The organism is Stenotrophomonas maltophilia (assembly GCF_002799245.1).
GTDB lineage: Bacteria > Pseudomonadota > Gammaproteobacteria > Xanthomonadales > Xanthomonadaceae > Stenotrophomonas > Stenotrophomonas maltophilia_S.
In genome coordinates this window covers 29,978-54,654 of sequence record NZ_NEQV01000001.1, presented here as the reverse complement: position 1 = coordinate 54,654, position 24,677 = coordinate 29,978, and the positions used below count along the sequence as shown (strand labels likewise).

Genomic DNA, 24,677 nt, shown 5'->3' with positions numbered 1-24,677 from the left:
ATCTAGCGTTGCAGCGGGGGCGTGTCCGCGCGCCCTCGGCGCCTGAGCGCCCGCCATGCGCTCACCGCCGACACCATGCACAGCGCCAGCAGCAGGCCCACGTCCAGCAGCAGCAACCACAGCAGGTGCATGCCGTGCACCGGTGGCTGGTGCATGGCCGACAGCATCCACGGCACCGACCAGGCCAGCAGCAGGACGAAGGCGATCAGCAGGCGCAGCCACAGCCGCTTCAGTTTCCATGGGCGCACGATCAGGGCGGCCACCACCAGCTCGACAGTGCCCAGCAACGCGAACACGATGACGGTGCTGGTCGGGTAGGGCAGCTCCGCGCCTTCCAGGTGATGCAGCAGCCAGTAGTCAGGGGTGAAGCCGGCATTGACCAGCGCAGCGATCAGTGCGAACCAGGTGAGTGCGACCAGCAGCCAGAAGAATCGGACGTAGCGCTCAGGCATTGGCGGTGTCCTTCGTGACGGGCGGGCGGTTGCGTGATGCATACCAGACGGAGACGACGATCGCGGCCAGTGCCAGCAGGCCGGGCCCGACGGTGAAGTACAGCAGGCGCAGCGGGTGGTTGTGCATCAGTGTCCAGGCCGCGAATGCCAGGGGAATGGCCAGCACCAGCAGCTTGAAGAACAGCGGCCGCAGCACCGCGATCAGCGGCTGGGTGCCGATGAACATCCAGAACAGATGGAACTGGGCGATGCCCAGGCCGATGTCGCGATGGGAGGTGACGCCGAAATGATCGCGATACCAGCGCATCCCCAGCGGAATCAATGCCCAGTACAGCAGCGCTGCCAGCAGATGCAGCAGCAGGGCGATCAACAGGGGCTTGCCGCGAAGGAACATGGGCGCACGGGGCTGGGCGGGGCAGCGTACTCCAGTGCGGACGCTCGTGACCGCATGATGTGAAGACTGTTGACGGCGTGAAGGAATTTGGACACAATAGCGCTCCTTCGACGCAGGTCGAAGAATCTGCGGGAATAGCTCAGTTGGTAGAGCGCAACCTTGCCAAGGTTGAGGTCGCGAGTTCGAGTCTCGTTTCCCGCTCCAGATTCTACAGGGCCCCGGTAGGGGCCTTGTTTTTCTCCCGCCGCGGCAAGGCGGGGCACGTTGGGCCACAAGGCTTTGCGCGCAGTCAGAAAGGTGAAATCGCTGGTGTGTGTCCCGGATTTCCGGTACCATGTCGGCTTACGCGGGAATAGCTCAGTTGGTAGAGCGCAACCTTGCCAAGGTTGAGGTCGCGAGTTCGAGTCTCGTTTCCCGCTCCATGTTCCGACAGGCCCCATCTTGGGGTTTTGTCTTGTCAGGGCTCTGTTCCTGGCGCGCAGTACGTTGGCCTCATGGCAGAGTGGCTATGCACCGGATTGCAAATCCGTTTACAGCGGTTCGATTCCGCTTGAGGCCTCCAAATGAAAAGCCCTGACTCCGGTCAGGGCTTTTTTTTGCCTGGGGCCTCGGTGCAACCATGTCGGCATCTGGTCCGTCTTCGACGGGTACTATCAAGGCAACTACCTGCAGTAGCGCCGGCGTCGCTAAGGTTTGCGCCGCTGAATACATGATCCGCCGACGGAGTGCTGGATCACTGTCTCCAGAAGAAGGGGCCGCATTCGCGGCCCCTTCTTGTTTGCGCTTTTGATTGACGCTTCACTTCTTGCGGCGGCGCAGGATGCCAAGCACTACTGCAATGATGCCTACCGGAATCAGGATGACCGCCAGTAGGATGATCCAATGCCAGATGCTGAAACCACCCATGCCTTATGTCCTTATGAAGTGACGCTTGGATGGTACATCTCGAAGTTGACACTTCTAAAGTGCCATGTGCGTCGCACAAGGCCTATCAACCTCGCCGCAGCAGGCAGTAGGTAGCTCAATCGTGGCGCCTCAGCAGCGCCACGCCAGGGAGTTGAGTCAGGCCCCACGCTGCGTCATTCGAGTTGCAGCATGTCCTCGCGATTGTTGCGCGGCGTGTTCAACGCGTAGCTGACGCGGTAGTCCGTGGCTGGTGGCTCGCCGGCCGCCAGCATCGCCCAGGACAAGCGCTGCGCCGAACGCTGGTGCAGGGTCCGGCTTACCCCGAGTTGCGCCCGCGGGCGGCGGTGGCGAGGCTTCTGGACACCACGCCCAGCGAGCTGCTTGAGCCGCTGCCCGACCTGCCCTCGACTCGATACCGCTTGAGGCATCCAAATGAAAAGCCCTGACTCCGGTCAGGGCTTTTTTGTCTGGCGTTCGGCCCGATGTGAGGGCGATCCTCAAGAGTAGGGCAGGGGGGGCCGCTCCTTGCTTGAAGGGTCAAATCGGCTTGATCACCACGGGTTTGGGCTTGCCTACGCTGACGTTGCCGCTCCCTCCGCCACAGTTGCCGTAGCATCCGGCACCCGGATTGGCTCCGCCAGTGCCGCCTGCTCGACCGCCGCTGCCAGCGCCGCCACCACCGCCAGTTCGTGGGGGCGGCGTAGTGGTCTGGGGCTCATTCTTTACGCCGAGATAGCCGTCCCCGCCAACGGTCACCTGATAGTCGACGCAGGCTGATCCATTGCAGACGGTAATGATGTCGCCGACCGCAATCCATTGGTTTGATGTTTTTCCAAGGTTGAATGAATCGCGGATGCTGATCAGCGTGTTCTTCGTTTGCGAGTCAGGTCTGGGATATCCAAGTACACATGTACTACAGCCATGGGATCCAATTTTCCGGGATCCTGGGCTCGACTGCGCAACGACATAGATCGACATCATTGCCAGTAGCGCCAATAGGCAGCCTACGACCAGCTTTCCTTTCATTTCACACTCCTTTGGGCCAGTTGCGGAGCTAGCTGTTTCGCTTTCGAAATCTGTTCATGGGTCATGCCCTTGGCCATTATCTGCAGCGCTCTCTCGTTTCCCGGGGTCGGTGCAATGTCTCCAGCAGCCTTCTTGTACGCATAGGCGCGAACCACATCCTTGGGCGTGATGATTCCCAGTTCATAGGCCGAGCTCAGAGAGTCGAATGCTTCCGGGATTCGCTGGTCAGCCAGCCCCAGCAGATACCTCATTGAGTTGGCATTGAACTCTTCGACTCTGTCCGGTGATCTGAGCTGTTCTTTGGGCGGGCCAACAATCAGATCGGCGTAGTTGAAGTAGGTCAGTTGGGCATAGGCGTCTCCACCTTCAGCCGCTTCTGCCAACCATTTGGCTGCATCCCCGATGGCACCTGCCGGCAATGCCGCGCACTCCTCAAGCGTTCGGTCTGTGCTGAGGAGGGAGCGACGTTGCTGATCGGCCAGGAACTGCTCGCGGGTCATCCCTGTAGATCTGAGTAGTTCCGGATCAACGATTGTGTCGGTGCCGTAAGAGGGTTCGTGAAGCTGCACATTCGTGCGGCACTCATTCAGGACCAGGAACAATTGGCGCTTCGCTTCGGAGTCACCCGCTTCCGCTCTTGCAAGAAGCGCGGGGTAAAGATCCGCGAATGGAACTTTCGGGAGCTGTTGCGCGGCGACGATTCCCCCTGCGAATGGATCCAGGCTGGGTGTTGCAGTCTGCAGATGGGCTGCGGAGGAAGGCCGTTCTGATCGGGGTGTTGTCCCGGTTTCCGGCTGAACCGGCGTTCCTTCCGGCCTTGAACAAGAGGCGGTTAGCGTTGCTGCGAAGAAGACAAGGGAAAAGGAAAACAGACGGCGTCGATAAGGTGTTCCAGCGGTTCGAGACTCAATCTGCATTCCGATCTCCAGGTGGCACGGCCAGGGCAGAGGGGGGGGGCGTCGGCTGAAGTCTCGATTCTGTCCACTGCGATTAACGTGGGTTGGTGACCATTCCCCCCGCACCCGGACAAGGATTGTTCATGGTGTGTTTATATTGGGGGCCTGACTCTGGTCACGGTTCTTTTGTTTCTGCACCGCGCCCTGCGCGATGCCCCCTGCCAAACCGCATATATGCCTGTGCACGGCCCCCTGCTACCGTCCGCGTTCCTTGGCCGATGGAGGTGGGTTCCGTGCGTGATATGGCAATCCGGCAAGCACAGTACCTTCCGCTGGGCGCCATGTTGGCGCTGATCGCATTCGCGCTCACCGTGCCTGGCTATCACTCCCTGTCCCAGCACCTGAGCGAACTGGGGCTGATGCCCGGCCTGCCGGCCAGAGCGGTGCAGGTCGCATCGATGCTGAGTGGAACGGCCATCATTGTCTTCAGCCTTGCGCTGCTGGGATGGGGGCGTCGCTTCGCGCTCGCCGCGTTTACCTCCACGCTGTTCGGCGTGGCGATGTTCAGCAACGGTGCCTTCACCACGGGCAGCCCGCTGCACGGCATGTATGCCATCGGCATCTTCTCGATCCTGACGCCGTTGTTGTTCCAGGCAGCGCTGGGCGCTGATGCGTCCCCGCGCATGGCCTGGGTGGCCCCGGCCACATCGCTGCTGGGCATGGCCTATCTGTGGTTGATGATGTCCGGCTTCGATCCGCAGCCGTACCATGGCCTGACCCAGCGTATCGCGCTGCTGCCGGCGTTCGGCTGGTACTCCTTTGCGGCGCTGGAACTGCGGCAGAGGCACCTCCGTCGCTGAGGCGGGGCTGTTACGCTGGCCCCTGCGCATGAACGGCTGCAGGCACCTGGCATGACCCTCCGGCCACTGACCGGCAATGATGCGGACATTCTCTGGGCTGCGCGATTGCGGGCCCTTCGTGACTCTCCCGCGGCATTCCTGTCGACGCTTGCCGAGGCGGAGAAAGACACCGCGGAGGTGATGCAGGGCCAACTGGCTGATCCCCGGACGCGTTATTTCGGTGCGTTCGTTGAAGGCGCTCTTGTCGGCTTCCTGCGCTACGTGCGCCCGGACCGCATCGCACGCCGGCATACCGCAGAGGTGCACAGTGTCCATGTGGATGCGGGCCATCGCGGCCAGGGAATCGCGCGAAAGCTGTTGCTCGCGGCATTCGCGGCTGCGCGCGCGGAGGGCATTGAATCGCTCACCCTTACGGTGCTGGCGGACAATGTTGCCGCGTGCAGATTGTACGAATCATTGGGATTCACTGTGTTCGGCAGGGAGCCGCAGGCGGTGAAGCGCGCAGGCGGGTACACGGATCTGGTCGCGTACCGGGTATCGCTGCACTGAGGGGGCCTGCTGTCATACGGCGCGGGCAGGGGCGTGGTTCCATGGCACGATGGTGTACCCCCTCAATGCATGAAGCGCAGGCAATGCACGTACAGGTATCGAGCTGGGATGAGGTTGTACCCGGGCAGCGTCGCCAGGCGGTGGAGCTGGTGCGGAGCGCTTTCCCGGACATGCAGGGCGACGGCTACGCCACCCCGGGGCCGGTCGCGCTGGCCCTGGCCCTGGAAGGCGATCAGGTGGTCGCCCACCTCGCACTGTACGAACGCAACGTCTTGCTGGACGGCAACGCGGAACGGATCGGCATGATCGGCGGCGTGGTGGTGCGTGCTGATGCCCGCCGACGGGGCGTTGCCTCGCGCTTGATCGAGGCAACGCATGCCGAGCTGCGTCGACACGGCATCGCGTTTGCGGTGCTGTTCGCCCTGGATCATCGGCATTACGCCTCCGCCGGCTATGAGCCGATGCAGAACGAGACCTGCTTCATTGAAGAGGGCGAGGCCCGCCGGTTCGTCTATCGAGGCGGCATGGTTGCCGCCTTGGGCGCGCGGCGATGGACCACCGCTGTGCTCGATCTGCAGGGGGAAACGGTGTAGACGGCACCTGCGTGCAGTTGCGGCCAAACCCCCGCATCGTGGCGCTTGGAATCGCGAGGCCAGCAGGTAGGGCGCCAGATCGCCGAATTGAATCGGCAACTGGCCACGACCAACGCCACATTGGCCGGGGCAACCCAGGATTCGGGCATCCGCGCACAGATCGCCAGCTTGCAGCAATCGCTGAGTGCGGAACGGGTCGCGGCCGATACGCAGATGGCGAACGCACGCGAGCAGTATGCTTCGACCCGCCGTTACCGTGAGCGCTCGGTACGCGACAAGCTCAACAACACACCGGCGACCACGCGCTGAATCGTCGTCACTGGGCGGAAGCACGCAGCGGAGGTGACGTTTCCGCGCGGAAGTTGTGCCCGACCGGATCGCTCACGCCCAGGTAGTGGCGGAACAGATAGATCAGCGGTTTCCAGCGGGCGACATCGATGTGCTGGGTGCCGGTCACGGTGATCGCTTCGTGCGCGTGCACGCAACGGATCCGCCCTTCGACGATCACGAAGCCCTGGCCATCGTCCTCGCCGGGCGGGTGCATCGCCATCACGCTGACTTCCACCTGCAACGGGCACTCGGCAATCGCCACCGGTGCGACGTGGGTCGAGTCGACCGCGCTGAATCCACCCAGCGCGAACTTGTCGCGGACGTGCACGTAGCCCATCGCCTGTTTGGCGGCCGGTACCGGCTCGCAGCCGGTTGCCCGCGCGATCGCCTCGACCTGTGCGGCCTGCGCGGATGAGGGGAAGTTCAGCACGCACTCGTTGCGCAGCTGCAGGTTGCGATAGCCCTGACCCTGCACGCCGAGGCCGAGCACCACCCGGTTGCCCAAGGCCCAGAACGAAGACAGCGGGCTGATGTTGCTGCTGCCGTCGTCGTTCAGCGTGGTCATCAGCAGCACCGGCGTGCCCGGGTACAGGACCGAAGGGGTGATGCGGCGGCGGGGGATCGAAGTGGCTTTCATTGCAGTCCCTGCGGTATCGGGGGGCCACTGTGCCTTGGCAGCGGGGGCCGACGCTTCGGCCTGCATCGAACTGTCGGCCCGCAACGGCGTGCCACAATGCGGGCATGGTCCACACCTCCGGTTCCCTTGTCAGCGTCGGTGCCCTGGTCGGTGACCAGGCGCGCGCGGCCATGCTGCTGCAGTTGATGGATGGACGTGCCTATACCGCGATGGAGCTGGCACGCGTGGCCGGGGTGACACCGCAGACGGCGAGCACGCATCTGCGCAGGCTGGTCGAGGGCGATCTGCTGGTTGCTGTCGCGCAGGGGCGCCACCGCTACCACCGGCTCGCCTCGCACGAGGTTGCCGACATGCTGGAAGGCATCCTGCGCGTTGCCGACCGCACGCCGTCCTGTACGGCTTCGGCATCGCGCAGGATGCCGGCGCTGCGCCAGGCGCGTTCCTGCTACCGGCATCTGGCCGGCGTGCACGCGGTGGCGATCACCGACCATCTGCTGCACGCAGGGCATGTGCGCATGCAGGCGGCGCACTGGGAGGTGACCGATGCCGGAGCGGCCTTCCTGCAGCAGATCGGGCAACCGTTGGCCGATCTGTTGCAGCAGCCGAGGGCGGCCAAGCCTGCGCGGCACTGCCGGGGCTGCCTGGACTGTACCGAGCGACGACCGCACCTGGCCGGTATGGTCGGGGAAGCGATGCTGGACAGTTTCCTGCACAACGATTGGCTGCGAAGGGTGGAGAACCGGCGCGAGCTGCGGATCACCCCGGCAGGGCAGGCCGCCTTTGCGCGCCTGTTTTCGATCCACAGCTTCGGCGGCTGACGGGCGACCGCGCCAGCCTCAACGTTCCAGCTTCCGCGGGAAGCGTGCGACGTCGACGATCAGCTTCGATCGAAGCCCCCCATTCCGGCGCGGCATCCGGCATCTGCTGGCGTTCGCTGACCATCTGCGATTCCGCATGACGCAGGCCGGCCTTCATCTCCACAACGGCGGTGCGGTCATACCCGGCCGATCCGCATGTTGATCGGCCAATGGATCGCACGGCGCTGTTGCGGGTCGCCCCAATGCGTGGCGAGTTCGTCTGCGTAGTCCTGCAGCAGTGCCTGCTGGCCGGCTTCGCGCGCGCGCCGCACCGCCGACCAGGTACTGAAGTAGCCCAGCGTCTCGGCCAGGTTCCAGTCGCGCTCGATCGCCAATGCGGGGTAGGCGAATTCGTCGAACGGAAACGCCAGGTCGGCATAGCCGCTGTCGACCAGGCGGCGTTCGGCCGGCCAGTAGCTGCCCATGTCGGTACCGTAGAAACGGGCGAAGCGCGGTTGCAGGTCGGCCTCCAGCTGCGGTGTGCCGTAGCTGACCAGCGCCAGCACGGCACCGGGCACGGCGACGCGGCGCACTTCGGCGTAGAAGGCCGGCAGATCGAACCAGTGCGCGGCCTGGGCGACGGCAATCAGATCGGCACTGGCATCCGCCAATGGCAGCTGTTCGGCCGAGGCCTGCTGGTAGCTGACGCCTGCGGCAGGCGCAGCGTTGGCAATCTGGTCCGCGCTCGGGTCCATGCCCAGCACGGCATCGAAGTGCGGTGCGAGCAGGCAGGTGAGCTGGCCATTACCGCAACCGACATCAATCGCCAATGCGCGCGCGCTGCATGACGACGCAAGGAAACCGGCCAGTGCGGCGGGATAGTCGGGACGGTGTGCGGCGTAGTTGCGGCCGCCCTGGTCGAACCAGTTCTGTGGGCTCATTGATGCAGTCCCCGTACGTCGGTCAGGCGTTGTGCGAAGTCGCGCTGTTCCAGCGCGCGCGCGGTGGCTTCGAGGGCATCGAGCAGTGGATGGCCGATCTCGGTTTCCAACCTGCCGATGGCTTCGAAGATCAGCGACCAGTGTGGCTCCAGGCGGCGCAACAGTGCCTGGCCCTCAGCGGTGAGGACCAGTGCACTCTTGCGCGCGTCTTCGGCCATCGGCTGCCGCCGCAGCAGCCCCTGCTCGATCATCAGGCCCACCGTCTGGCTGATCGCGCCCTGGGTGAGTCGGCTGGCTTCGGTGATTTCGCCCACAGTGCGGGCGCCGCCGGCGAGGGCGCGCATCACCGGGGTGTAGCGCGCGCGGTAGTTCAGGCCCATGTCCCGGTAGACCTGTTCGGCCCCCTGGTCCACGAGTTCGGCGGTGTAGCGAAGCAGTTCGCCCAGCCCGGCGGCGTGTTTCATGGCTGGCAATATGCATTAGGCCTAATGCAGTTTCAAGGGCCAGTCTCAGCCACCTGCGACATGGCAAGGCGCTATGGTCGAGTTCCAGGTCTCAGGGAGCTGCAATGGCGAGCAAGGACATGAACGATCGCGGCACGCTGGTGGTGCGCCGGCAATGAGCAAATCTTCTGTGGAAGTACGTTGGCTGACGTTCCGGCTGATGAATGGCCAGTCGATCGGACCAGATCGATTGAAGGATGGATGGGTGGTCGCTTCGGAGACCCGCCACTGCGGGGTGCGCCGCGAGTCCATCGAAGGTGCGGGCATGGTCTACGCGCTGTATGCACCGGCCAATCTGGCCTCCCCGCGGCGCGCGGAAATGCGCATGCGCGAGTTCCTGATGAACTCCGGCTACACCTTCACCATGGGTACGCTGGGCGGCTGACGCCGCCCCTTGTGGTTACGGTCGCACGGTCGGAAGCAGGGGACAGGCGGTGGACTCAGCGTTGCACTGCCTTGAGCGCCTCGACAACCTGCGCGCCAGAAAAGCCACAATGCCCATCGCCCACCGGCGGCAGCACGCGTGGCAGTGGCCGGGCACCGGCGCGCGCGGCCAGCTGCGGATACACCGTCTGCATGTGCGGCACGATGGTCGGGTCGTTGTGATTGAACTGGATCACCAGCGGTCGTTTCATTGCGCCGGTCATGGCCAGCGTGTTGCGGACATGCGCCTGTGCCGCAGGCTCGGGATCGATGCGCCGCACGCCGGCATTGAACGCGGCGTCGTCACCGAATCCGCTGTACACCACACCCGGGTTACCGACCGGCATGCCGCCGCTGCGCGTGGCCAAGTCATGCAGGACCAGCGCGTGCAGGCTGATCGTGCCGGCCAGCGCATCCGGGGAGACCTGCAGCCGCCGCGCAAGCAACGCGGCGTGTGATTGATCGCGTTGCAGTGCATTGGCGATGCCCTGGTACAACGCGCCCTGCGGCAGCGCGGCGGCTTCGGGTGATACCAGGCCGGCGGACGGCAGCCCATCGACCTTGGGGAAGAAATAATCGAATGCGACCAGCGTGGTCAGCAGATCGCTCGCGAGCTGTTCGCCACTGAGATTGGCACCGCACAGTGAAACACCGCCGGCGTAGTGGTGCGGAAAGCGTTCGAGGCTGGCGATGGTCACGGCACCTCCCATCGAGAATCCCAGCATCCAGGTGTGGCGCACATGCTTGAGTTCGCCCACGGCCTGCTGGCGCAGGCGTTCCATATCGGTGATCGCATCGGCCACCGCCCAGCCCTGGCTGGCATAGGCGCTCTGCGCGACGGCGTAACCTGCGTCCAGCAGCGGTACGGTGCTGTCATTGGCCGCCATGGGGGCGGTGCGCGGCACGCCGACCGGTTCGTAGCCGTGGGCCAGCATCACCAGGTCGCCGTTCCAGTTGGCCGGCACATCCAGCCGCCACGGTGCGCCCTGCAGTTCGCCGCTGAGCGTGCGTGCCGCAGTGGGCGGTGCAGCCGGCACTACCGCCGTTGGCAGCAGCAGGCCGAGGGCGAGGGCACATCGAAGCAAGGGGCGCATCGGGGTCGTTCCACGCGGTAATGCCGCCGAGCATAGATGCCCGCGAAACGTTGCGCGCGCTGCACTGCCGCAGGGGGTTGGCGGTCGACCGTGCTGCGTTCTGCGCGGGTTGCATGGCCCTGCACATGCAACCTCTCTCATCGACCGACATTGTCGGTTCAATCGGTGAAGGCCGGCTTGCCTTCGGTGGCGGTCTGCACGAGCGTCCTGCGGAAAGTCTCGACCAGCGGGCGCAGGTTGACGCGGTGCCAGGCCGCCCACAGCGGCGTGCGGTAGCTGAACCACGGCAGCTCGCGCAGCACCACGCCCTCCGGTGCCTGGTGGTCCAGGCTGCACTGGAGGGTGGTCAGGCCCAGCCCGGCGGCGACCAGGCCGAGCGCGGCCAAGGGCTCGGTCGCTTCCATGGCGATGGCCGGGGTGAAGCCGGCCTTCGCACAGGCGGCGATGAAGGTGTCATGGCGCAGCGCGCTTTCCTTGTGCATCACGCCGATCCATTGCTGGCTGGCCAGATCATCGGGCGTGATGGTCTCGGCACTGGCCAGTGGGTGGCCGGCCGGCAGGGCCAGCAGCATCGGATCGTTCAGCACCTGCGTGGCTTCCAGGTCCGGATCGTCGAACGCGGGTGGTTCGCAGACCAGGGCGATGTCCAGGCTGCGTTGCCGCAGGCCTTCCAACTGCACGTCCGACTGCTGGTTGTACAGCGCGATGTGCACGGCAGGACGGTCGCCGCGCAGTTCGCGCAGGGCGGTGGGCAACACGCCGGAGTGCATCGCGTACTCCAGGTAGCCGATGCACAGGCCGCCTTCATCGCCGCGGCCGAGCCGGCGTGCCAGCGATTCCAGCCGGTTGGCGTGGGTCAGCAGTGCCCGCGCCTCGGCCAGGAAGGTGCGTCCATCAGCGGTCAACCGGATGCGCTGCTGCGAGCGTTCGAACAGCTGCAGTTCCAGCCGTTCCTCCAGCTGGGCGATCTGCCGGCTGAGCGGGGATTGGGAGATGTGAAGGCGCTCGGCGGCACGGCCGACGTGTTCGTCCTCGGCGACGGCCACGAAGTAGCGCAGTTGGCGGAGATCGAGCATGAGACCTTCAGGGACTTAAGATGGATAAATTATGTCTTGGACAGTCTTATCGGGCAAGCCTAGCCTGTGCCTCAACCTCAACAACCTCCCCCAAGGGAACCCCATGAGCATCAACAATCTGCTGGCCGGCAAGACCCTCGGCTTCGGTACCGCGCCGCTGGGCAACATGTTCCGTGACATTCCGGAAGCCGAGGCCCAGGCCACGGTGGACGCGGCCTGGGAGCAGGGCACCCGTTATTTCGATACCGCCCCGTTCTACGGTGCCGGCCTGGCCGAGATCCGGCTCGGCGACGCGCTGGCCAGGCGCAACCGCGACGACTTCGTGCTCAGCACCAAGGTCGGCCGCCTGGTTCTGGACGAAGTGGAAGACACCAGCGCCCGCGACCTCGGCGAGAAGGGCGGCCTGTTCGTCGCCGGCCGCCCCAACAAGCTGGTCAACGATTACTCGGCCGATGCCACCCTGCGGTCGATCGACGACAGCCTCAAGCGCCTGAAGACCGATCGCCTCGACATTGTCTGGGTGCACGACATCGCCCAGGACTTCTACGGCGATGAGTGGCTGTCCTACTTCGAGACCGCGCGCCGCGGCGCCTTCAAGGTGCTGACGCGCCTGCGCGAGGAAGGCGTGATCAAGGCCTGGGGCCTGGGTGTCAACCGTGTCGAGCCGATCGAGCTGACCCTGGACCTGGACGAAGCCCGTCCGGATGGCTTCCTGCTGGCCGGCCGCTACTCGCTGCTCGACCACGAGCGTGCGCTGCAGCGGGTGATGCCGAAGGCGGCTGAGCGCAACACCGGCATCGTGGTCGGCGGCCCGTACAGTTCCGGCGTGCTGGCCGGTGGCAGCCACTTCGAGTACCAGAAGGCGTCGCCGGAGATCCTGGCCAGGGTCGAGCGCATCAAGGCCATCGCGGCCGGGCATGGCATCAGCATCAAGGCGGCCGCCCTGCAGTTCTCGCTCGCCAACCCGGCCGTGGCTGCCGTGATTCCAGGCGCCAGCCGTCCCGGGCGCATCGCCGAAGACTACGCCGCGCTGAAGGAAGTCATCCCGGCCGGGTTCTGGCAGGAACTGCGCGCCCAGGGTCTGGTTGCCCCCAACGCCCCGCTGCCGATCGACACCATCTGAGCCCCCGAGGAGACCATCCCGTGGCAACTGCTTCTGTATCCATCACCGTTCCGACCCCGGCCGATCAGGTCTGGAAACTCATCGGCGGCTTCGGTTCGCTGCCCGACTGGCTTGCGTACATTCCCCGCAGCACGCTCAGCGAAGGCGGCCGTGTACGCCATCTGGCCAATCCCGATGGCGATGCCATCGTCGAGCGCCTGGAAGCCTTCGACCAGGCCGGTCACAGCTACAGCTACTCGATCCTGCAGGCACCGTTCCCGGTCACCGGCTATCGTTCCACCCTGCGTGTGGTCGAGCAGGGCAGTGGTTCGAGGATCGATTGGTCCGGTGAGTTCACCCCGGCGGGCGTCAGCGACGAAGAAGCGTCCGCGCTGTTTGAAGGTATCTACCGCGACGGCCTGGCGGCGCTGGAATCCACGCTGGCCGGGTAAAGGCCTGCGTTGCGTCGATTCCGTGCAGACGCCCCGGCCGGTCCGGGGCGTCTGCATTTCAGTGGGTGGGCGATGGTCCACCACAGGCAACGCGGTGCATGGGGAAGTCCACTGCCTGCTCCGGGTTGTCCTGCGCGACGTCGATGCGCGCATGTGCGCGCTGGCCGTCGAGGCGCCGATAGCGGATGCGCTGCGGGAAGTCGTTGGCCGGATTCTCGAATACCGCCTCGTTGGCATCGACCCGGGTGGCGTTGAAGTCGGTGGCGTTCTGCCCGGAGGGCAGGGCGGTCAGCACCAGGCGGCCGTCGTCATGCTGGCGCAGTTGCATGAATTCGAAACCGACGGTGCGGCCGTCACGCAGGCTGCGGCTGCTGCCGAACAGGGTATTTCCAGCCAGGGTGGACCACTGTTCGCCAGCACCGGCAGGCTGGCCATCCAGCTGCCAGCAACCGGCCAGCCAGGCCAGGTGTTCGATCTTCGACGGTGAGGCCGACTGTGCGTGCGGGGCCGCGAGCAGCAGCGGCAACAGGGCCAGGGCGATGCGGAGCGACATCGGTGCCTCCATGCGCGGGGATGTGCGGCCTGTATAGCGCCCGAGCAACGAGGCGGCCAGTGCCGTTCTTTCCCGTGTTGATTCCGATACGATCTGTTGGATCGAGATCATCTCGCTTGATCCGGAGTCCCGCCATGGTCGACCGCCTTGCCATTCTGCTTGAACGTTTCGCGGTCACCGCCTCGGTGTTCCATGCTGGCGCGCTGTGCGGCATCAACACGCTGGAGGGTGAGGATGAAGCCGGGCAGCTGCACCTGGTGCGACGTGGCCCGCTGCAGGTCAGCCACGGCCAGCAGACCGTGCAGGTGCAGGAGCCCAGCCTGCTGCTGTACCCGCGGCCGATGCCGCATCGGTTCAGCACCGATCCGCAGCACGGCGCCGACATGGCCTGCGCCAACCTGCATTTCGAGGGCGGTCGGCTCAACCCGATCAGCGCTGCGCTGCCCGATTTCATCTGCATGCCGCTGGTGGATCTCTACGGCGGCAACGCGGCGCTGGAGCTGCTGTTCGAAGAGGCCTTCGAGCAGCGCTGCGGGCGTGCGGCGATGGTCAACCGGCTGTTCGAGGTGGTGATGATCCAGGTGCTGCGCCAGCTGATGGAAGGTGGCGAGATGCGTGGTGGCCTGTTCGCCGGGCTGGGGCATCCGCGGCTGCGGCTGGCGCTGGTGGCGATGCATGAAGCGCCCGCTCAGTCCTGGACCCTGGAAGACCTGGCCGAGGTCGCCGGCATGTCACGCAGCGTGTTTGCTGCCAGCTTCCGCGAGGCGATGGGCACCACGCCCGGGCAGTACCTGCAGGGCTGGCGGGTGGGCCTGGCACAGCAGGCACTGCGTCAGGGCAGGCCGCTCAAGCGGATTGCCGACGATGTGGGCTACGGCAGCGAAGCAGCGCTGTCGCGCGCGTTCAAGGCGCACACCGGGCAGTCGCCGCGGGAATGGCGCGGACAGGCCCGCGCCGGCGTGGCCTGAGCCTCAGCCCAGCACCAGCCGGGCCAGTTTCATGCCACCGAACAGGCCGACCAGGCCCAGTGCCACCGAACCGCCGGCGTACAGCGCTGCCAGGCCGTGCTGGCCGCGCTGCAGCAGCAGACCGATTTCCAGCGCATAGGTGGAGAACGTGGTGTAGCCGCCGAGGACGCCGGTGGCCAGCAGAAGGCGCAGCTGTGGGGAGGCTCCATTGCGCATGGCGAAGGCTTCGACCAGCACGCCCATCAGCAGCGCACCGCTGATGTTGATCAGGAAGGTCGACCATGGCCAGGGACTGCCGACCGCCACCCGCGCGCCGATCAGGTTGCAGGCATGGCGAAGGCAGGCGCCGAGCCCGCCACCAATGAAGACCAGCAAGTAGTTGTTGAATGCGTGCATCACGTGCCTCGGGTACGGGTTCGCTGATTCGATGGCGAACGCCGAGGGCAGGCACGGCCTGCCATCGACGAACACCGGTTCGTCCTGGCAGGAGCCATCAGCCCTTTCAGGCGGTTATCGGGGGAGCCCCATCCCCATCGATGATCATGCTACCAGCGGTAGTGCGTTCACGTCATCGAGGTCGTCAGCACGCGGATGACCTTGCTCCGGCTGAAGCCGTCCATCAGCAGTTCGAAGGCCAGCAGGTCCAGTGCCGCGTGGCGGCGATGGTCGATCTCCAGCCCCTTCTCCTCGACCAGATGGCTGACCAGTTCGTAGGCGTCCTGCCAGACATCCAGATGGGCCTGGCTGGGGATATAGGTATTGCCCCGTTCCCCGACGCCAAGCCCGCTCACGCCATACAGCAGTTCGCGGGCGTCCAGCTTGGCCGCATCGGCGATGCGGAACAGCTGTTCGGCCTTCACATGGGCGGGGCTGACATGGTCGTTGAGCCAGTTGCTGATGGTTGCCGTCGTCGAATCGGCGGCGCGGGCCAGATCGGCCGGGCGAGGGTGCCCGGCTTTCTTCATGGCAATGGCGAGTCGTTGGCCGAGAGTATTCATCTATGCAAGCCAGCTTAACCCGTGGATCGCAAAGATCTCTTGTTCCAAGAATAAGTCTGGTTAACAAAAGGACCGACCGTGACCGAATTCTGGAGCAAGCGGCAGGTGCGCGCGCGGCTGGGTTTCCGCACCGATGCCGAACTGGCGCACTTCTTTGGCATAAGCCGATCCGCAGTGTCGCAATGGCCCAAGAACACCCCAATTCCCGCGCTACGCCAGTACATCCTGCATCAGCGCTATCCCGATCTGTTCCCGGTGACTGGGGTGACGCAGGCCGAATAAACCTTACCGGCGCCGCATTTTGTCGCATACAGCACTCTAAGCGTTGTTTGCTAAGTATGCTTAGCAATATAGGTAATTTCGATGGCGCGGCGCTTCGCCATTGGTCGTGTCTACCGGAGCAGGGGGCGGGGGGATCGGGTAGTGTGTCGGGTCCGACCCATCCGGGGACCCCGTCTCCCCGTATGTGGTTTCGTGAACGATTAATAATTTCGATCACGAAAGTCGCTGTATGTAATTGACCTGTCGTGAAATCTATGACTAATTGGAATCAACCGGACGTGAAGCCCGGGAGTCTTTCAGTAGCTCGCAAGTGAGTCGGTAGACCGTCAACGATGCAGAACAAGTCCAACGGAGGTCGTATGGAATACGGCATGCATGGCTTGGCTGAACGGGTACGCCGCGAACTGGAAGCCAGTTATCACAAACACGGATGCGGTCCGGCGTTCTGGGATACCTACCAGCAGGTGCTGGACCGCCTGGTTCCGCAGGGGACCGAGCGTACCGAAGTCACCAATGAAATGGCGCTGATCATCGAGCAGCTCGGCATCGTCCGACGTGCGCAGCTGGTACCACCGCACGCCAACGGGCCGCGTTGACCCGTTGATTCAAAGCAGGCGCCAGGCGCCACAGGCCAACAGCGCCAGCAGCATCGACAGCAGTGCCAGGGTCCGCGGTCGCCACCACTGCCGCGGTTGCCCGGCCATTGCCTGCGGACTGCAGTAGCGCACCAGGCCCGGGCCGAAACCGGCCTGGTGCTGCTGTCGCGAGCACGCGTCCAGACAGGCGCCGCAGGCCAGGCAATCGGCCTGCGGTCCCTGGCGGATATCCAGTTGCATCGGGCATGCGCTGACACAAGCGGCGCAATCGGTGCAGTCGCCCAGGCGGTCGGCGCTGAAGGTGGGCATCGGTCCAGCCAGCAGCGGATGCGCGGCACGGAACACGTAGTCCTGTGCGGTGGTCGGGTCGAGCAGGCCGCGGCCGCGGCCGAGCACGCCGCCGTGGCCCGACGGGCGCATGCCGCGCGGTTCACCGCGGCGCGCGTCGTACAACATGCGAGGCGTATGCGGATCGGTCAGCAGTGGCTGCATGCGCGCGAACGGGCATAGCGAACGGCACACCTGCTCGCGCAGGAACCCGGCATTGCCCCAGGTAGCTGCGGCATAGAACAGCACCCAGAACGTTTCCCAGCCGCTCCAGCCAATGTGTGGCGCAGCGCCCAGCAGCTCCCTGATCGGGCTGAACAGGCCGACGAAAGTGATGCCGGTCCACAACGACAGCAGTCCCCAGGCCGCCTGGGTGGCAGGGCGCACGGCCGGCACTGGCAAGACCAGGGCCATGCCATGTGCGATCCAGTCGAAGGCACGGCGCCACAACGTCTGCGGGCAGGCGTGGCCGCACCAGATGCGGCCGGCAAGGTGGGTGAGCAGCGCAAGGCCTATCGCCAGCACCGCCAGCATCCCGATCAGCACGCCGACATCGTCGGGCCACAACGTCCAGCCGAACAGGTCGAAGCGCCGTGCGTTGATGTCCAGCAGCAGGGCCTGGTGCCCATTCCAGCGCAACCATGGCATGGCATAGAACAGGGCCAGCAGGAACACGCTGAGCGCGCCGCGCCAACGCCAGGGGCGTGGGATTCCAGTGCAGGACGTACTCATCCCAGCGGCAGCTCGTCGTCGTCATCGCTCGGCATGGGCCGCTGCAGGTACCAGGTGACCGCGCTGGACAGTGCGGTCACCGACCAGAACATGAAGAATCCCGCCGTATAGCCCAGTTCGCGGCTGATCGCCGTGCCCGGGAAGCTGATCGCCTGCAACCGCAGTGGGTCGACGAAGGCGAAGAACACCACGCTGGCCAGGCCCGCAGCGATGAAGCTGGGCCAGAGGATGGCGCCCCAGTGCTGGATCAGCTGCTGGCGTCGGCTGGGAGAGGGTCTGTTCATGCTGTCCCGGATCGGAATGAGGGCGGCGCGTATACTTCGCCGGGGCTGGCGCAGCATCCGCAGGGCATGCTTCCTGCAAGCGTGCCAGCCTAGGTGCAGCGGACTGCGCCGACATTGATCTGGATCAACGGTGGTGCCGGCCGGCTGCGGCACACTGCCGGCAAGCTTTGGGTGCCCCGATGAACGCAATACCGCCATCTGCCCTTCCCGTCGCCTCGCCTGGGTTGTGCACCGAGCAGGAAGTGACCCGCCTGGTCCACGACTTCTATGCGCGCGTGCGCGAAGAAGAGCGCTTGGGGCCGGTATTCGAGGCGCACGTCCACGACTGGCCGGAACACCTCGCGCAGCTGGTCGATTTCTGGTCGGCGATGCTGCGCGGCACACGCCGCTTCAAGGGCTCGCCGATGTCCAAGCACATGGCCATCGAGCTGGACAAGGACCTGTTCGACCGCTGGCTGGTGCTGTTCCGGATCACCACCGCCGAGTGCGCCAACCCGCCCATGCAGGAGCTGGCCAACGACGTGGCCGCACGCATCGGTGACACCTTCTGGAAGCGCTACCAGATGTTGCGCTGGCCGCAGGTCGGCCTGCCGGTGCTGGGAATCCCCACCCGGGATTGATCTGGGTCAAGGCAGTCACGGCCGCCCGGCGCGATGCTGGTGGCATGGACACGTTCTCTCCCGCTGCCGGTGGCCTGGCCTGGACCTTCGACCCCGACCTGCTGCGCCGGCATGACCGGCCAGGGCCGCGATACACCTCGTACCCGACCGCGCCGCACTTCCACGATGGCTTCGATGCGCCGGCGTTGCGCCAGGCGATCGCCGACAGCAACCAGCTGGCCCGCGCGCTGTCGCTGTACGTGCATGTGCCGTTCTGCTCCAGTCCCTGCTTCTACTGCGGCTGCAACCGGGTGATCACCCGCGATCGCGGCCGGGGTCACAGCTACGTCTCGCGCGTGCTGGCCGAGGCCGACCTGCTGGCACCGCAGTTCGAGGACGGTCGTGAGGTCATTCAGCTGCACCTGGGCGGCGGTACGCCGAACTTCCTCGATGCCGAGGCGATGACCACGCTGGTGGAAGGCCTGCGCCGCCGCTTCGATTTCAGCGACTCGCCGCAGCGCGATTTTTCGATCGAACTGGATCCGCGCTTCATCGATACCCGCGATGTCGCCATGCTGGCGCGGCTGGGCTTCAACCGGGCCAGCCTGGGCGTGCAGGATTTCGATCCGTACGTGCAGGAATCGATCAACCGCATACAGGGCGTGCAGCAGACGCTGGACATCCTGCATGCCTGCCGCGACAGCGGCATGCGTTCGGTCAATGTCGATCTGATCTATGGATTGCCGGGACAGAGTCTGGAAGGATTCGGCCGCACCCTGGAACGGGTGCTGGCGCTGCGCCCGGACCGCCTGGCGGTGTACGGCTACGCACACCTGCCGCATCTGTTCCGCGCACAGAAGCAGATCGACGAAAGCCGCCTGCCCACGCCGGAAGACAAGCTGGCGCTGCTGGGCCTGGCGGTGGAGAAGCTCTCTGCGGCCGGCTACCAGTACATCGGCATGGATCATTTCGCGTTGCCGGAAGAGGATCTGTCACGCGCGCAGCGTGCCGGGCAGCTGCATCGCAACTTCATGGGCTACACCACCCACGCCGACACCGACCTGCTCGGCCTGGGCGTGAGTGCGATCAGTCATATCGGTGCCACCTACAGCCAGAATCCGCGCGACCTGCCGTCGTGGGAGGATGCGGTGGACCAGGGCCAGCTACCGGTCTGGCGCGGCGTGGCGCTGAGCGCCGATGACCAGCTGCGCGCGGAGCTGATCCAGCAGCTGATGTGCCAGGGCGAAGTGGACGGTGCCCTGCTGGGCCAGCGCCATGGCGTCGATTTCGAGCAGTACTTCGCCGAAGACCTGCGTTCGGTGCAGCGGCTGCAGGACGACGGCCTGGCCGAATACCGCCACGGTGTCGTGCGCGCCAGCGAGCCGGGACGGCCATTGCTGCGTCTGCTGGCGATGTGCTTCGACCCGTACCTGCGTGCCGCCCACGAGCAGCCGCGCTACTCGCGTGCGATCTGACGGCTCAGCGCTTCCTGCCGACGCCGCGCTCCGGATGCCGGGCGGCCATGCCATGCCCGCTGTGGGTCGTGTGGACCCGGCCGCCGATGTCGGTGTACGACGTGGAGTAGCTGCCATCGCTGTACTCGGTGCGGGTCCTGCCACCGACATCGGTGCGCGAGTACGAGGTGCTGCCATCGCTGTAGCGGGTGCGGACGTTGCCGGAGATGTCCCTGCTCGAGGTCGAATAGCTGCCATCGCTGTATCCGGTGCGGGTGTCCCCGGAAATGTCGAGCCGTCTCGTCGAAGACGATCTGCCATCACTGTAGCGGCTGGACACGTTCCCGGAGATGTCGCGCCTGCTGGAACCGGTGGAGCCATCGCTGTATTCCGTCCGGGAGGTGTCGGACGTCACGCGCTGGCTCAGCGACGACTGCGCCAACGCCGGAACACTGGCGATGCAGAGCAGGGGAAGCATCAGGGTGGACAGCTTCATGCGCGGGTTCCTTGTGCAATGCCTCGTGGGGCGGACGCCATAGCGCACTGCGATGTTGGTGCCCGGAGCCGGAATCGAACCGGCATGGGGTTGCCCCCGGCGGATTTTAAGTCCGATGCGTCTACCAGTTTCGCCATCCGGGCCTGCAGCGCGGCGCCGATTGTAGCTCAGCTGCGGAATCGCAGCCGGATGGCGCTGGGGTGGTGGCGTGCTTAACTGTCGCTCCCATTCATGTCATAGTCCAAGCCATCGTTCCCAGGGGGGGAGCCGTCCGATGTCGCTGCACGCGATTGCCTATGCCAGTGAGGCCCGCGCCGAACTGCAGACAACCGATCTTGACCGCCTGCTTGCCGATGCCACGGCATTCAACCGTGTCGCCGGTGTCACAGGTGTGCTGATGTTCGATGGCAGCCGCTTCCTGCAGTACCTGGAAGGCCCGGAGGACGGCATCGATTCGGTGTACCAGCGCATCGTCAATGCGCGCAGCCATGGCCAGCTGAAGGTGTTGTGCCGCGCGCCGGTGGCGCAGCGGGCGTTTCCGCGCTGGTCGATGGGGACCCGGCGCATCGATGCGGACCTGCTGGCACAGATCGTCGACGCGGCATGGCCGGGTTTCCTGCTTGGCAGCGGTGGTTTCGAGCGCCTGCTGCAGGCCTGGACCGGCGCCGATGGTGAGCTGGAACCGGCCGCGGTCGCACTGGGCTCCTGATCCTGCCTTGGCGGCCGGGCACCCGGGCCGTTAGGCTGTAGCCTTTCTGGTGTGGATCTGCCTGGAGTGGCACAGCGAATGAGTAGGTCGGCCGTGGCCCTGGCAGCACGCATGCGATTTCATCCGTTGCACGGGATGCGCCAGTGAGCGCGCCCCTGGCGGCAGCGGAGGCCCCGCGTTTCGCGGTGATCGGGCTGGGCTACGTCGGCCTGCCGTTGGCGGTGGCCTTCGGCCGGCACTGGCCGACGCTGGGCTTTGACATCGATGCCGGGCGCATCGCCGAGCTGCGCGATGGCCAGGACCATACGCTGGAAGTGGAGGCCGATGAGCTGGCCAGTGCGCGGCAGCTGCAGTACGGCAGCGATCCGGTCCTGCTCGATGCGTGCAATGTCTACATCGTCACCGTGCCGACCCCGATTGATGCCTACGAGCAGCCCGATCTGGAGCCGCTGCGTTCGGCTACGCGGCTGATCGCCAGCCATCTGCGCGCGGGTGACCTGGTGATCTACGAGTCCACGGTGTACCCCGGCACCACCGAAGAGGTCTGCGTGCCGCTGCTGGAGCAGGTCTCCGGGCTGCGCTTCAACGAAGATTTCTATTGTGGCTACAGCCCTGAGCGGGTCAGTCCCGGCGACCGCCAGCGGCGCCTGGCCGATATCCGCAAGATCACCTCGGGGTCGACACCGGAAGTGGCTGCGGTGATCGATGGCCTGTACCGGCGCATCATCGCCGCCGGTACCTTCCCGGCGCCTTCGATGCGCGTGGCCGAAGCGGCCAAGGTGGTCGAGAACATCCAGCGTGACGTCAACATCGCGCTGGTCAACGAGCTGGCGCTGATCTTCGACCGGCTCGGCATCGATACCCAGGACGTGCTCGACGCTGCCGGCAGCAAGTGGAACTTCCTGCCATTCCGGCCGGGCCTGGTCGGCGGCCACTGCATCGGCGTGGATCCGTACTACCTGCTGCACAAGTCCGAGAGCGTGGGCTACCACCCGGACCTGATCCACACCGCGCGGCAGGTCAACAACCGCGTCGGCGAGCACGTGGCGTCGCGGGTGCTGGCGATGCTGGCCGAACGCGGCCGCGCGCCTGGGCAGTCGCGCATCCTGGTGCTGGGCGTGACCTTCAAGGAGGATTGCCCGGACCTGCGCAACAGCCGCGCGCTGGAACTGGCGCAGCGCCTGCGCGATGCCGGTGCACAGGTCGAGGTGAGCGACCCCTGGGTCGGCCCGGCGGCATTGGCCGACGCGGGCGTGCACTGGCTGGCCGAGCCGGCGGCGGGGAGCTACGACGCGGTCGTGCTGGCAGTGGCCCATGCCCGGTTCAAGGCCCTGGATGACGCGGCCATCCGTGGGCTGCTGGCGCCCGGTGGCATCGTCTACGACGTGAAATCGGCCTGGCCACGCAATGTGGTTGACGGCCGCCTGTAAGCGACGGTGGCATCCGGCGCGGTAGACTCGCAGGCAGTTGCAACCAAGGAACGCCATGCACCGGTATATCGTCTACCTGCTCGCCATCCTGATGTTTCCCATCTGCCTGTGGTTGGCCACGATCTGGCCGGCCTGGTACTGGGGCGTCGGCCTGACTGCCGCGATGGTGGCGCTGGGGACCTGGGACCTGCTGCAGAAGCGCAGCACGCTGCGCCGCAACTATCCGGTGATGGCGCATTTCCGCTACGGCCTGGAATCAATCGGCCCGGAAATCCGCCAGTACTTCGTGCAGAGCGACCTGGAAGACGTGCCGTTCTCGCGCCAGCAGCGTGCGCTGATCTACCAGCGCGCCAAGAACGAGATGGACACGGTGCCGTTCGGCACCCTGCGCAGTACCTATGCAGTGGATTACGAGTGGATCAACCACTCGCTGGCGCCGACCGCCATCGCCAAGCACGATTTCCGCGTGCTGATCGGCGCCAACTGTGCGAAGCCCTATTCGGCCAGCGTGTTCAATATCTCGGCGATGAGCTTCGGCTCGCTGTCGGCCAATGCGATTCGCGCACTGAACGAAGGCGCACGACGCGGTGGTTTCTATCACGACACCGGCGAAGGTTCGATTTCGCCCTACCACCGCGAGATGGGCGGCGATCTGGTCTGGGAGATCGGCTCGGGCTACTTCGGTTGCCGTGACGAGAAGGGGGGGTTCAGCGAAGAGCGCTTCGTTGCCAACGCCACCCACGACCAGGTCAGGATGATCGAGATCAAGCTGTCGCAGGGGGCCAAGCCGGGCCACGGCGGCGTGCTGCCGGCACCGAAGGTGACCGCCGAGATATCGGTGACCCGTGGCGTGCCGATGGGCGTGGACTGCGTATCGCCGTCGCGCCATTCGGCATTCTCGACGCCGGTCGAGCTGCTGCAGTTCGTGGCCCGCCTGCGCGAGCTGTCCGGTGGCAAGCCGGTCGGTTTCAAGCTGGCCATCGGCCACCCCTGGGAATGGTTCGGCATCGCCAAGGCGATGCAGGAAACCGGGCTGCTGCCGGACTTCATCGTGGTCGACGGAGCCGAGGGAGGCACCGGCGCGGCGCCGGCCGAATTCGTCGATCATGTCGGCGTACCGATGCACGAAGCACTGCTGCTGGTGCACAACACCCTGGTCGGCCTGGATCTTCGCGAGCGCATCCGCATCGGTGCAGCCGGCAAGATCACCAGCGCATTCGATATCGCCCGCACCATCGCGCTCGGCGCCGACTGGTGCAATGCTGGCCGCGGCTTTATGTTCGCGCTGGGCTGCATCCAGTCGCTGAGCTGCCATACGGACAAGTGCCCAACCGGCATCGCCACCCAGGACCCGGCGCGCTGGAAGCACCTGGATGCAGCAGACAAGGCGACCCGTGTGCACAGCTACCACGAGCACACGCTGCATGCCTTGAAGGAACTGTTGTGTGCCGCGGGCCTGAACGATCCGGCCGAGCTGGGGCCGGAGCACATCCTGCGCCGTGTCTCTCCGGTGGAAATCCGTTCGCTGGCCTCGCTGTACCGCTACCTGGAACCGGGCGAGCTGCTGCACAAGGTGCCGGACCATGCGGTATTCCATGCGTTCTGGGCCGATGCGCGCAGCGATTCGTTCCAGCCGCCGCCGAAGATCCAGGCGCTGCGTGCCAGCAAGTCGCGGTAAATGCCATGCAGTTCAGGACCGGCACCAGCGAAGACGTCGATGCGCTGTGGGCGCTGCGAACGCGCTGTGTGCGCGAAACCTGCAGCAGCCATTATCCACCGGAGGTCATCGCGCCATGGTCGGCCTCGCCGCCGCCGTCCCAGTACACGCGGCTGCTGGAGCAGGGCGGTTGCGTGGTGGCCGAGGACGGGCAGGGTGGCCTGCTCGGTTTCGGCGTGTTCGATGCCGATGCCAATGAAATCGACGCGCTGTTCGTCGACCCGGATCGTGGCGGCAAGGGGATCGGCCAGGCGCTGATGCAGCGCCTGTTGGCGATGGCTGATCCTGGGCGTGAGGTGGTGCTGTCGGCCTCGCTCAATGCCGTGCCGTTCTATCAACGACAGGGATTTGTCAGCGTGCGCGACGAAGCCTATCCGCATCCCAGCGGTGTGGCGTTGGCCTCGGTGAGCATGCGCAGGCCGTGGTGAGTGCCTGCTTCCTGCTTGTGTAGAGCCGAGCCCACGCCCGGCTGCCTCATGTTGTAGAGCCGAGCCCATGCTC

At 65.4% G+C, this 24,677-nt stretch carries 32 protein-coding genes, 4 tRNA genes and 1 riboswitch; of the genes, 20 read left to right on the top strand and 16 right to left on the bottom strand.

Going from position 1 to position 24,677, the window contains the following annotated elements; translation table 11 throughout:
- Positions 1–2 precede the first annotated feature (2 nt).
- Both B9Y64_RS00345 and B9Y64_RS00340 read right to left on the bottom strand, forming a co-directional pair.
- The gene (locus B9Y64_RS00345) at positions 3–452 is read right to left on the bottom strand and encodes a hypothetical protein (protein ID WP_100439040.1); all 450 of its coding nucleotides are present in this window, start codon (positions 450–452) and stop codon (positions 3–5) included.
- Complete coding sequence (locus B9Y64_RS00340; RefSeq protein ID WP_100439039.1) at positions 445–846, bottom strand: hypothetical protein; 402 nt, start codon at positions 844–846, stop codon at positions 445–447. Before B9Y64_RS00340 ends, B9Y64_RS00345 begins: the two co-directional genes overlap by 8 nt.
- Positions 847–974: 128 nt before the next feature.
- Here B9Y64_RS00340 and B9Y64_RS00335 point away from each other — a divergent pair.
- The 3 genes from B9Y64_RS00335 (at position 975) to B9Y64_RS00325 (ending at position 1,408) form a co-directional block, all read left to right on the top strand.
- Positions 975–1,050, top strand: a tRNA-Gly gene (locus B9Y64_RS00335).
- Positions 1,051–1,192: 142 nt separating this feature from the next.
- Positions 1,193–1,268: transfer RNA gene (locus B9Y64_RS00330), tRNA-Gly, on the top strand.
- A gap of 66 nt (positions 1,269–1,334) precedes the next feature.
- Positions 1,335–1,408: transfer RNA gene (locus B9Y64_RS00325), tRNA-Cys, on the top strand.
- A gap of 881 nt (positions 1,409–2,289) precedes the next feature.
- Here the strand turns inward: B9Y64_RS00325 and B9Y64_RS21845 are convergent.
- Both B9Y64_RS21845 and B9Y64_RS21840 read right to left on the bottom strand, forming a co-directional pair.
- A complete protein-coding gene (locus B9Y64_RS21845; RefSeq protein WP_157804465.1) occupies positions 2,290–2,778 on the bottom strand; it encodes a hypothetical protein in 489 nt (162 codons plus the stop codon).
- Complete coding sequence (locus tag B9Y64_RS21840; protein ID WP_157804464.1) at positions 2,775–3,695, bottom strand: hypothetical protein; 921 nt, start codon at positions 3,693–3,695, stop codon at positions 2,775–2,777. The genes B9Y64_RS21845 and B9Y64_RS21840 overlap by 4 nt, the downstream gene beginning before the upstream one ends.
- Before the next feature lie 320 nt (positions 3,696–4,015).
- On the opposite strand from B9Y64_RS21840, the gene B9Y64_RS00315 reads away from it, so the two are divergent.
- The 4 genes from B9Y64_RS00315 (at position 4,016) to B9Y64_RS00300 (ending at position 5,985) form a co-directional block, all read left to right on the top strand.
- On the top strand, positions 4,016–4,534 hold the full coding sequence (locus B9Y64_RS00315) for a DUF998 domain-containing protein (protein ID WP_157804463.1): 519 nt from the start codon (positions 4,016–4,018) through the stop codon (positions 4,532–4,534).
- Positions 4,535–4,585: 51 nt separating this feature from the next.
- Entirely contained in the window at positions 4,586–5,083 is a 498-nt protein-coding gene (locus tag B9Y64_RS00310; RefSeq protein WP_100439036.1) for a GNAT family N-acetyltransferase, read from the top strand.
- Between the two features lie 170 nt (positions 5,084–5,253).
- Complete coding sequence (locus B9Y64_RS00305) at positions 5,254–5,676, top strand: GNAT family N-acetyltransferase (RefSeq protein WP_238379822.1); 423 nt, start codon at positions 5,254–5,256, stop codon at positions 5,674–5,676.
- Between the two features lie 87 nt (positions 5,677–5,763).
- Positions 5,764–5,985 (top strand): hypothetical protein, encoded by a 222-nt coding sequence (locus B9Y64_RS00300; protein WP_238379821.1) that lies wholly within the window; start codon positions 5,764–5,766, stop codon positions 5,983–5,985.
- A gap of 7 nt (positions 5,986–5,992) precedes the next feature.
- Here B9Y64_RS00300 and B9Y64_RS00295 read toward each other — a convergent pair whose 3' ends face one another.
- Entirely contained in the window at positions 5,993–6,643 is a 651-nt protein-coding gene (locus B9Y64_RS00295; protein ID WP_100439034.1) for a flavin reductase family protein, read from the bottom strand.
- 104 nt (positions 6,644–6,747) lie between these two features.
- On the opposite strand from B9Y64_RS00295, the gene B9Y64_RS00290 reads away from it, so the two are divergent.
- A complete protein-coding gene (locus B9Y64_RS00290; RefSeq protein ID WP_100439033.1) occupies positions 6,748–7,461 on the top strand; it encodes an ArsR/SmtB family transcription factor in 714 nt (237 codons plus the stop codon).
- Between the two features lie 176 nt (positions 7,462–7,637).
- On the opposite strand, the gene B9Y64_RS00285 is transcribed toward B9Y64_RS00290, so the two are convergent.
- Positions 7,638–8,381, bottom strand: a complete 744-nt coding sequence (locus B9Y64_RS00285; RefSeq protein WP_100439032.1) for a class I SAM-dependent methyltransferase — start codon at positions 8,379–8,381, stop codon at positions 7,638–7,640.
- Positions 8,378–8,845 carry a MarR family winged helix-turn-helix transcriptional regulator gene (locus B9Y64_RS00280; protein WP_100439031.1) on the bottom strand — a complete coding sequence of 156 codons (468 nt, stop codon included), beginning with the start codon at positions 8,843–8,845 and terminating at the stop codon, positions 8,378–8,380. Before B9Y64_RS00280 ends, B9Y64_RS00285 begins: the two co-directional genes overlap by 4 nt.
- Positions 8,846–8,999: 154 nt before the next feature.
- Between B9Y64_RS00280 and B9Y64_RS00275 the strand changes: the two genes are divergently transcribed.
- Complete coding sequence (locus B9Y64_RS00275) at positions 9,000–9,269, top strand: hypothetical protein (RefSeq protein ID WP_100439030.1); 270 nt, start codon at positions 9,000–9,002, stop codon at positions 9,267–9,269.
- A 55-nt stretch (positions 9,270–9,324) separates the two neighbouring features.
- Here B9Y64_RS00275 and B9Y64_RS00270 read toward each other — a convergent pair whose 3' ends face one another.
- Together B9Y64_RS00270 and B9Y64_RS00260 are read right to left on the bottom strand one after the other, a co-directional pair.
- Positions 9,325–10,401, bottom strand: a complete 1,077-nt coding sequence (locus tag B9Y64_RS00270; protein ID WP_100439029.1) for an alpha/beta hydrolase family protein — start codon at positions 10,399–10,401, stop codon at positions 9,325–9,327.
- Positions 10,402–10,559: 158 nt separating this feature from the next.
- A complete protein-coding gene (locus B9Y64_RS00260; protein WP_100439027.1) occupies positions 10,560–11,477 on the bottom strand; it encodes a LysR family transcriptional regulator in 918 nt (305 codons plus the stop codon).
- A gap of 103 nt (positions 11,478–11,580) precedes the next feature.
- Here B9Y64_RS00260 and B9Y64_RS00255 point away from each other — a divergent pair, with 103 nt between their 5' ends.
- Together B9Y64_RS00255 and B9Y64_RS00250 are read left to right on the top strand one after the other, a co-directional pair.
- Positions 11,581–12,600, top strand: a complete 1,020-nt coding sequence (locus tag B9Y64_RS00255) for an aldo/keto reductase (RefSeq protein ID WP_100439026.1) — start codon at positions 11,581–11,583, stop codon at positions 12,598–12,600.
- A gap of 20 nt (positions 12,601–12,620) precedes the next feature.
- Positions 12,621–13,031 carry an SRPBCC family protein gene (locus B9Y64_RS00250; protein WP_100439025.1) on the top strand — a complete coding sequence of 137 codons (411 nt, stop codon included), beginning with the start codon at positions 12,621–12,623 and terminating at the stop codon, positions 13,029–13,031.
- A gap of 58 nt (positions 13,032–13,089) precedes the next feature.
- On the opposite strand, the gene B9Y64_RS00245 is transcribed toward B9Y64_RS00250, so the two are convergent.
- Entirely contained in the window at positions 13,090–13,584 is a 495-nt protein-coding gene (locus tag B9Y64_RS00245; protein WP_100439024.1) for a DUF6265 family protein, read from the bottom strand.
- A gap of 134 nt (positions 13,585–13,718) precedes the next feature.
- Between B9Y64_RS00245 and B9Y64_RS00240 the strand changes: the two genes are divergently transcribed.
- Positions 13,719–14,552, top strand: coding sequence for an AraC family transcriptional regulator (locus B9Y64_RS00240; RefSeq protein ID WP_100439023.1), 834 nt, complete (start codon positions 13,719–13,721; stop codon positions 14,550–14,552).
- A gap of 3 nt (positions 14,553–14,555) precedes the next feature.
- On the opposite strand, the gene crcB is transcribed toward B9Y64_RS00240, so the two are convergent.
- Both crcB and B9Y64_RS00230 read right to left on the bottom strand, forming a co-directional pair.
- Positions 14,556–14,948 (bottom strand): fluoride efflux transporter CrcB, encoded by a 393-nt coding sequence (crcB, locus tag B9Y64_RS00235; RefSeq protein WP_100439868.1) that lies wholly within the window; start codon positions 14,946–14,948, stop codon positions 14,556–14,558.
- 81 nt (positions 14,949–15,029) lie between these two features.
- A riboswitch (Fluoride riboswitch) is annotated at positions 15,030–15,093 on the bottom strand.
- 22 nt (positions 15,094–15,115) lie between these two features.
- Positions 15,116–15,517: a helix-turn-helix domain-containing protein gene (locus B9Y64_RS00230; RefSeq protein ID WP_005415999.1), complete on the bottom strand. Its 402-nt coding sequence runs from the start codon at positions 15,515–15,517 to the stop codon at positions 15,116–15,118.
- Positions 15,518–15,628: 111 nt separating this feature from the next.
- Here B9Y64_RS00230 and B9Y64_RS00225 point away from each other — a divergent pair, with 111 nt between their 5' ends.
- Both B9Y64_RS00225 and B9Y64_RS00220 read left to right on the top strand, forming a co-directional pair.
- Positions 15,629–15,832 carry a hypothetical protein gene (locus tag B9Y64_RS00225; protein WP_100439022.1) on the top strand — a complete coding sequence of 68 codons (204 nt, stop codon included), beginning with the start codon at positions 15,629–15,631 and terminating at the stop codon, positions 15,830–15,832.
- Between the two features lie 359 nt (positions 15,833–16,191).
- Positions 16,192–16,428 carry a hypothetical protein gene (locus B9Y64_RS00220; RefSeq protein ID WP_005416001.1) on the top strand — a complete coding sequence of 79 codons (237 nt, stop codon included), beginning with the start codon at positions 16,192–16,194 and terminating at the stop codon, positions 16,426–16,428.
- A 9-nt stretch (positions 16,429–16,437) separates the two neighbouring features.
- On the opposite strand, the gene B9Y64_RS00215 is transcribed toward B9Y64_RS00220, so the two are convergent.
- Together B9Y64_RS00215 and B9Y64_RS00210 are read right to left on the bottom strand one after the other, a co-directional pair.
- Positions 16,438–17,487 (bottom strand): 4Fe-4S dicluster domain-containing protein, encoded by a 1,050-nt coding sequence (locus tag B9Y64_RS00215; protein ID WP_100439021.1) that lies wholly within the window; start codon positions 17,485–17,487, stop codon positions 16,438–16,440.
- Entirely contained in the window at positions 17,484–17,771 is a 288-nt protein-coding gene (locus B9Y64_RS00210) for a hypothetical protein (RefSeq protein WP_014036651.1), read from the bottom strand. Before B9Y64_RS00210 ends, B9Y64_RS00215 begins: the two co-directional genes overlap by 4 nt.
- 179 nt (positions 17,772–17,950) lie before the next feature.
- Between B9Y64_RS00210 and B9Y64_RS00205 the strand changes: the two genes are divergently transcribed.
- On the top strand, positions 17,951–18,391 hold the full coding sequence (locus B9Y64_RS00205) for a group III truncated hemoglobin (protein ID WP_100439020.1): 441 nt from the start codon (positions 17,951–17,953) through the stop codon (positions 18,389–18,391).
- 44 nt (positions 18,392–18,435) lie between these two features.
- Positions 18,436–19,845: an oxygen-independent coproporphyrinogen III oxidase gene (gene hemN, locus B9Y64_RS00200; protein ID WP_100439019.1), complete on the top strand. Its 1,410-nt coding sequence runs from the start codon at positions 18,436–18,438 to the stop codon at positions 19,843–19,845.
- A 4-nt stretch (positions 19,846–19,849) separates the two neighbouring features.
- On the opposite strand, the gene B9Y64_RS00195 is transcribed toward hemN, so the two are convergent.
- Together B9Y64_RS00195 and B9Y64_RS00190 are read right to left on the bottom strand one after the other, a co-directional pair.
- Positions 19,850–20,320, bottom strand: a complete 471-nt coding sequence (locus tag B9Y64_RS00195) for a hypothetical protein (protein ID WP_100439018.1) — start codon at positions 20,318–20,320, stop codon at positions 19,850–19,852.
- A gap of 56 nt (positions 20,321–20,376) precedes the next feature.
- Positions 20,377–20,463, bottom strand: a tRNA-Leu gene (locus B9Y64_RS00190).
- Between the two features lie 131 nt (positions 20,464–20,594).
- Between B9Y64_RS00190 and B9Y64_RS00185 the strand changes: the two genes are divergently transcribed.
- The 4 genes from B9Y64_RS00185 to B9Y64_RS00170 all read left to right on the top strand — a co-directional run bounded on the left by B9Y64_RS00185 (position 20,595) and on the right by B9Y64_RS00170 (position 24,604).
- Positions 20,595–21,029 carry a BLUF domain-containing protein gene (locus B9Y64_RS00185; RefSeq protein WP_100439017.1) on the top strand — a complete coding sequence of 145 codons (435 nt, stop codon included), beginning with the start codon at positions 20,595–20,597 and terminating at the stop codon, positions 21,027–21,029.
- Between the two features lie 143 nt (positions 21,030–21,172).
- Positions 21,173–22,459, top strand: a complete 1,287-nt coding sequence (locus B9Y64_RS00180) for a nucleotide sugar dehydrogenase (protein ID WP_100439016.1) — start codon at positions 21,173–21,175, stop codon at positions 22,457–22,459.
- A gap of 55 nt (positions 22,460–22,514) precedes the next feature.
- The gene (locus B9Y64_RS00175) at positions 22,515–24,137 is read left to right on the top strand and encodes an FMN-binding glutamate synthase family protein (RefSeq protein ID WP_100439015.1); all 1,623 of its coding nucleotides are present in this window, start codon (positions 22,515–22,517) and stop codon (positions 24,135–24,137) included.
- Between the two features lie 5 nt (positions 24,138–24,142).
- Entirely contained in the window at positions 24,143–24,604 is a 462-nt protein-coding gene (locus tag B9Y64_RS00170; protein ID WP_100439014.1) for a GNAT family N-acetyltransferase, read from the top strand.
- The last annotated feature ends 73 nt before the right edge of the window (positions 24,605–24,677 follow it).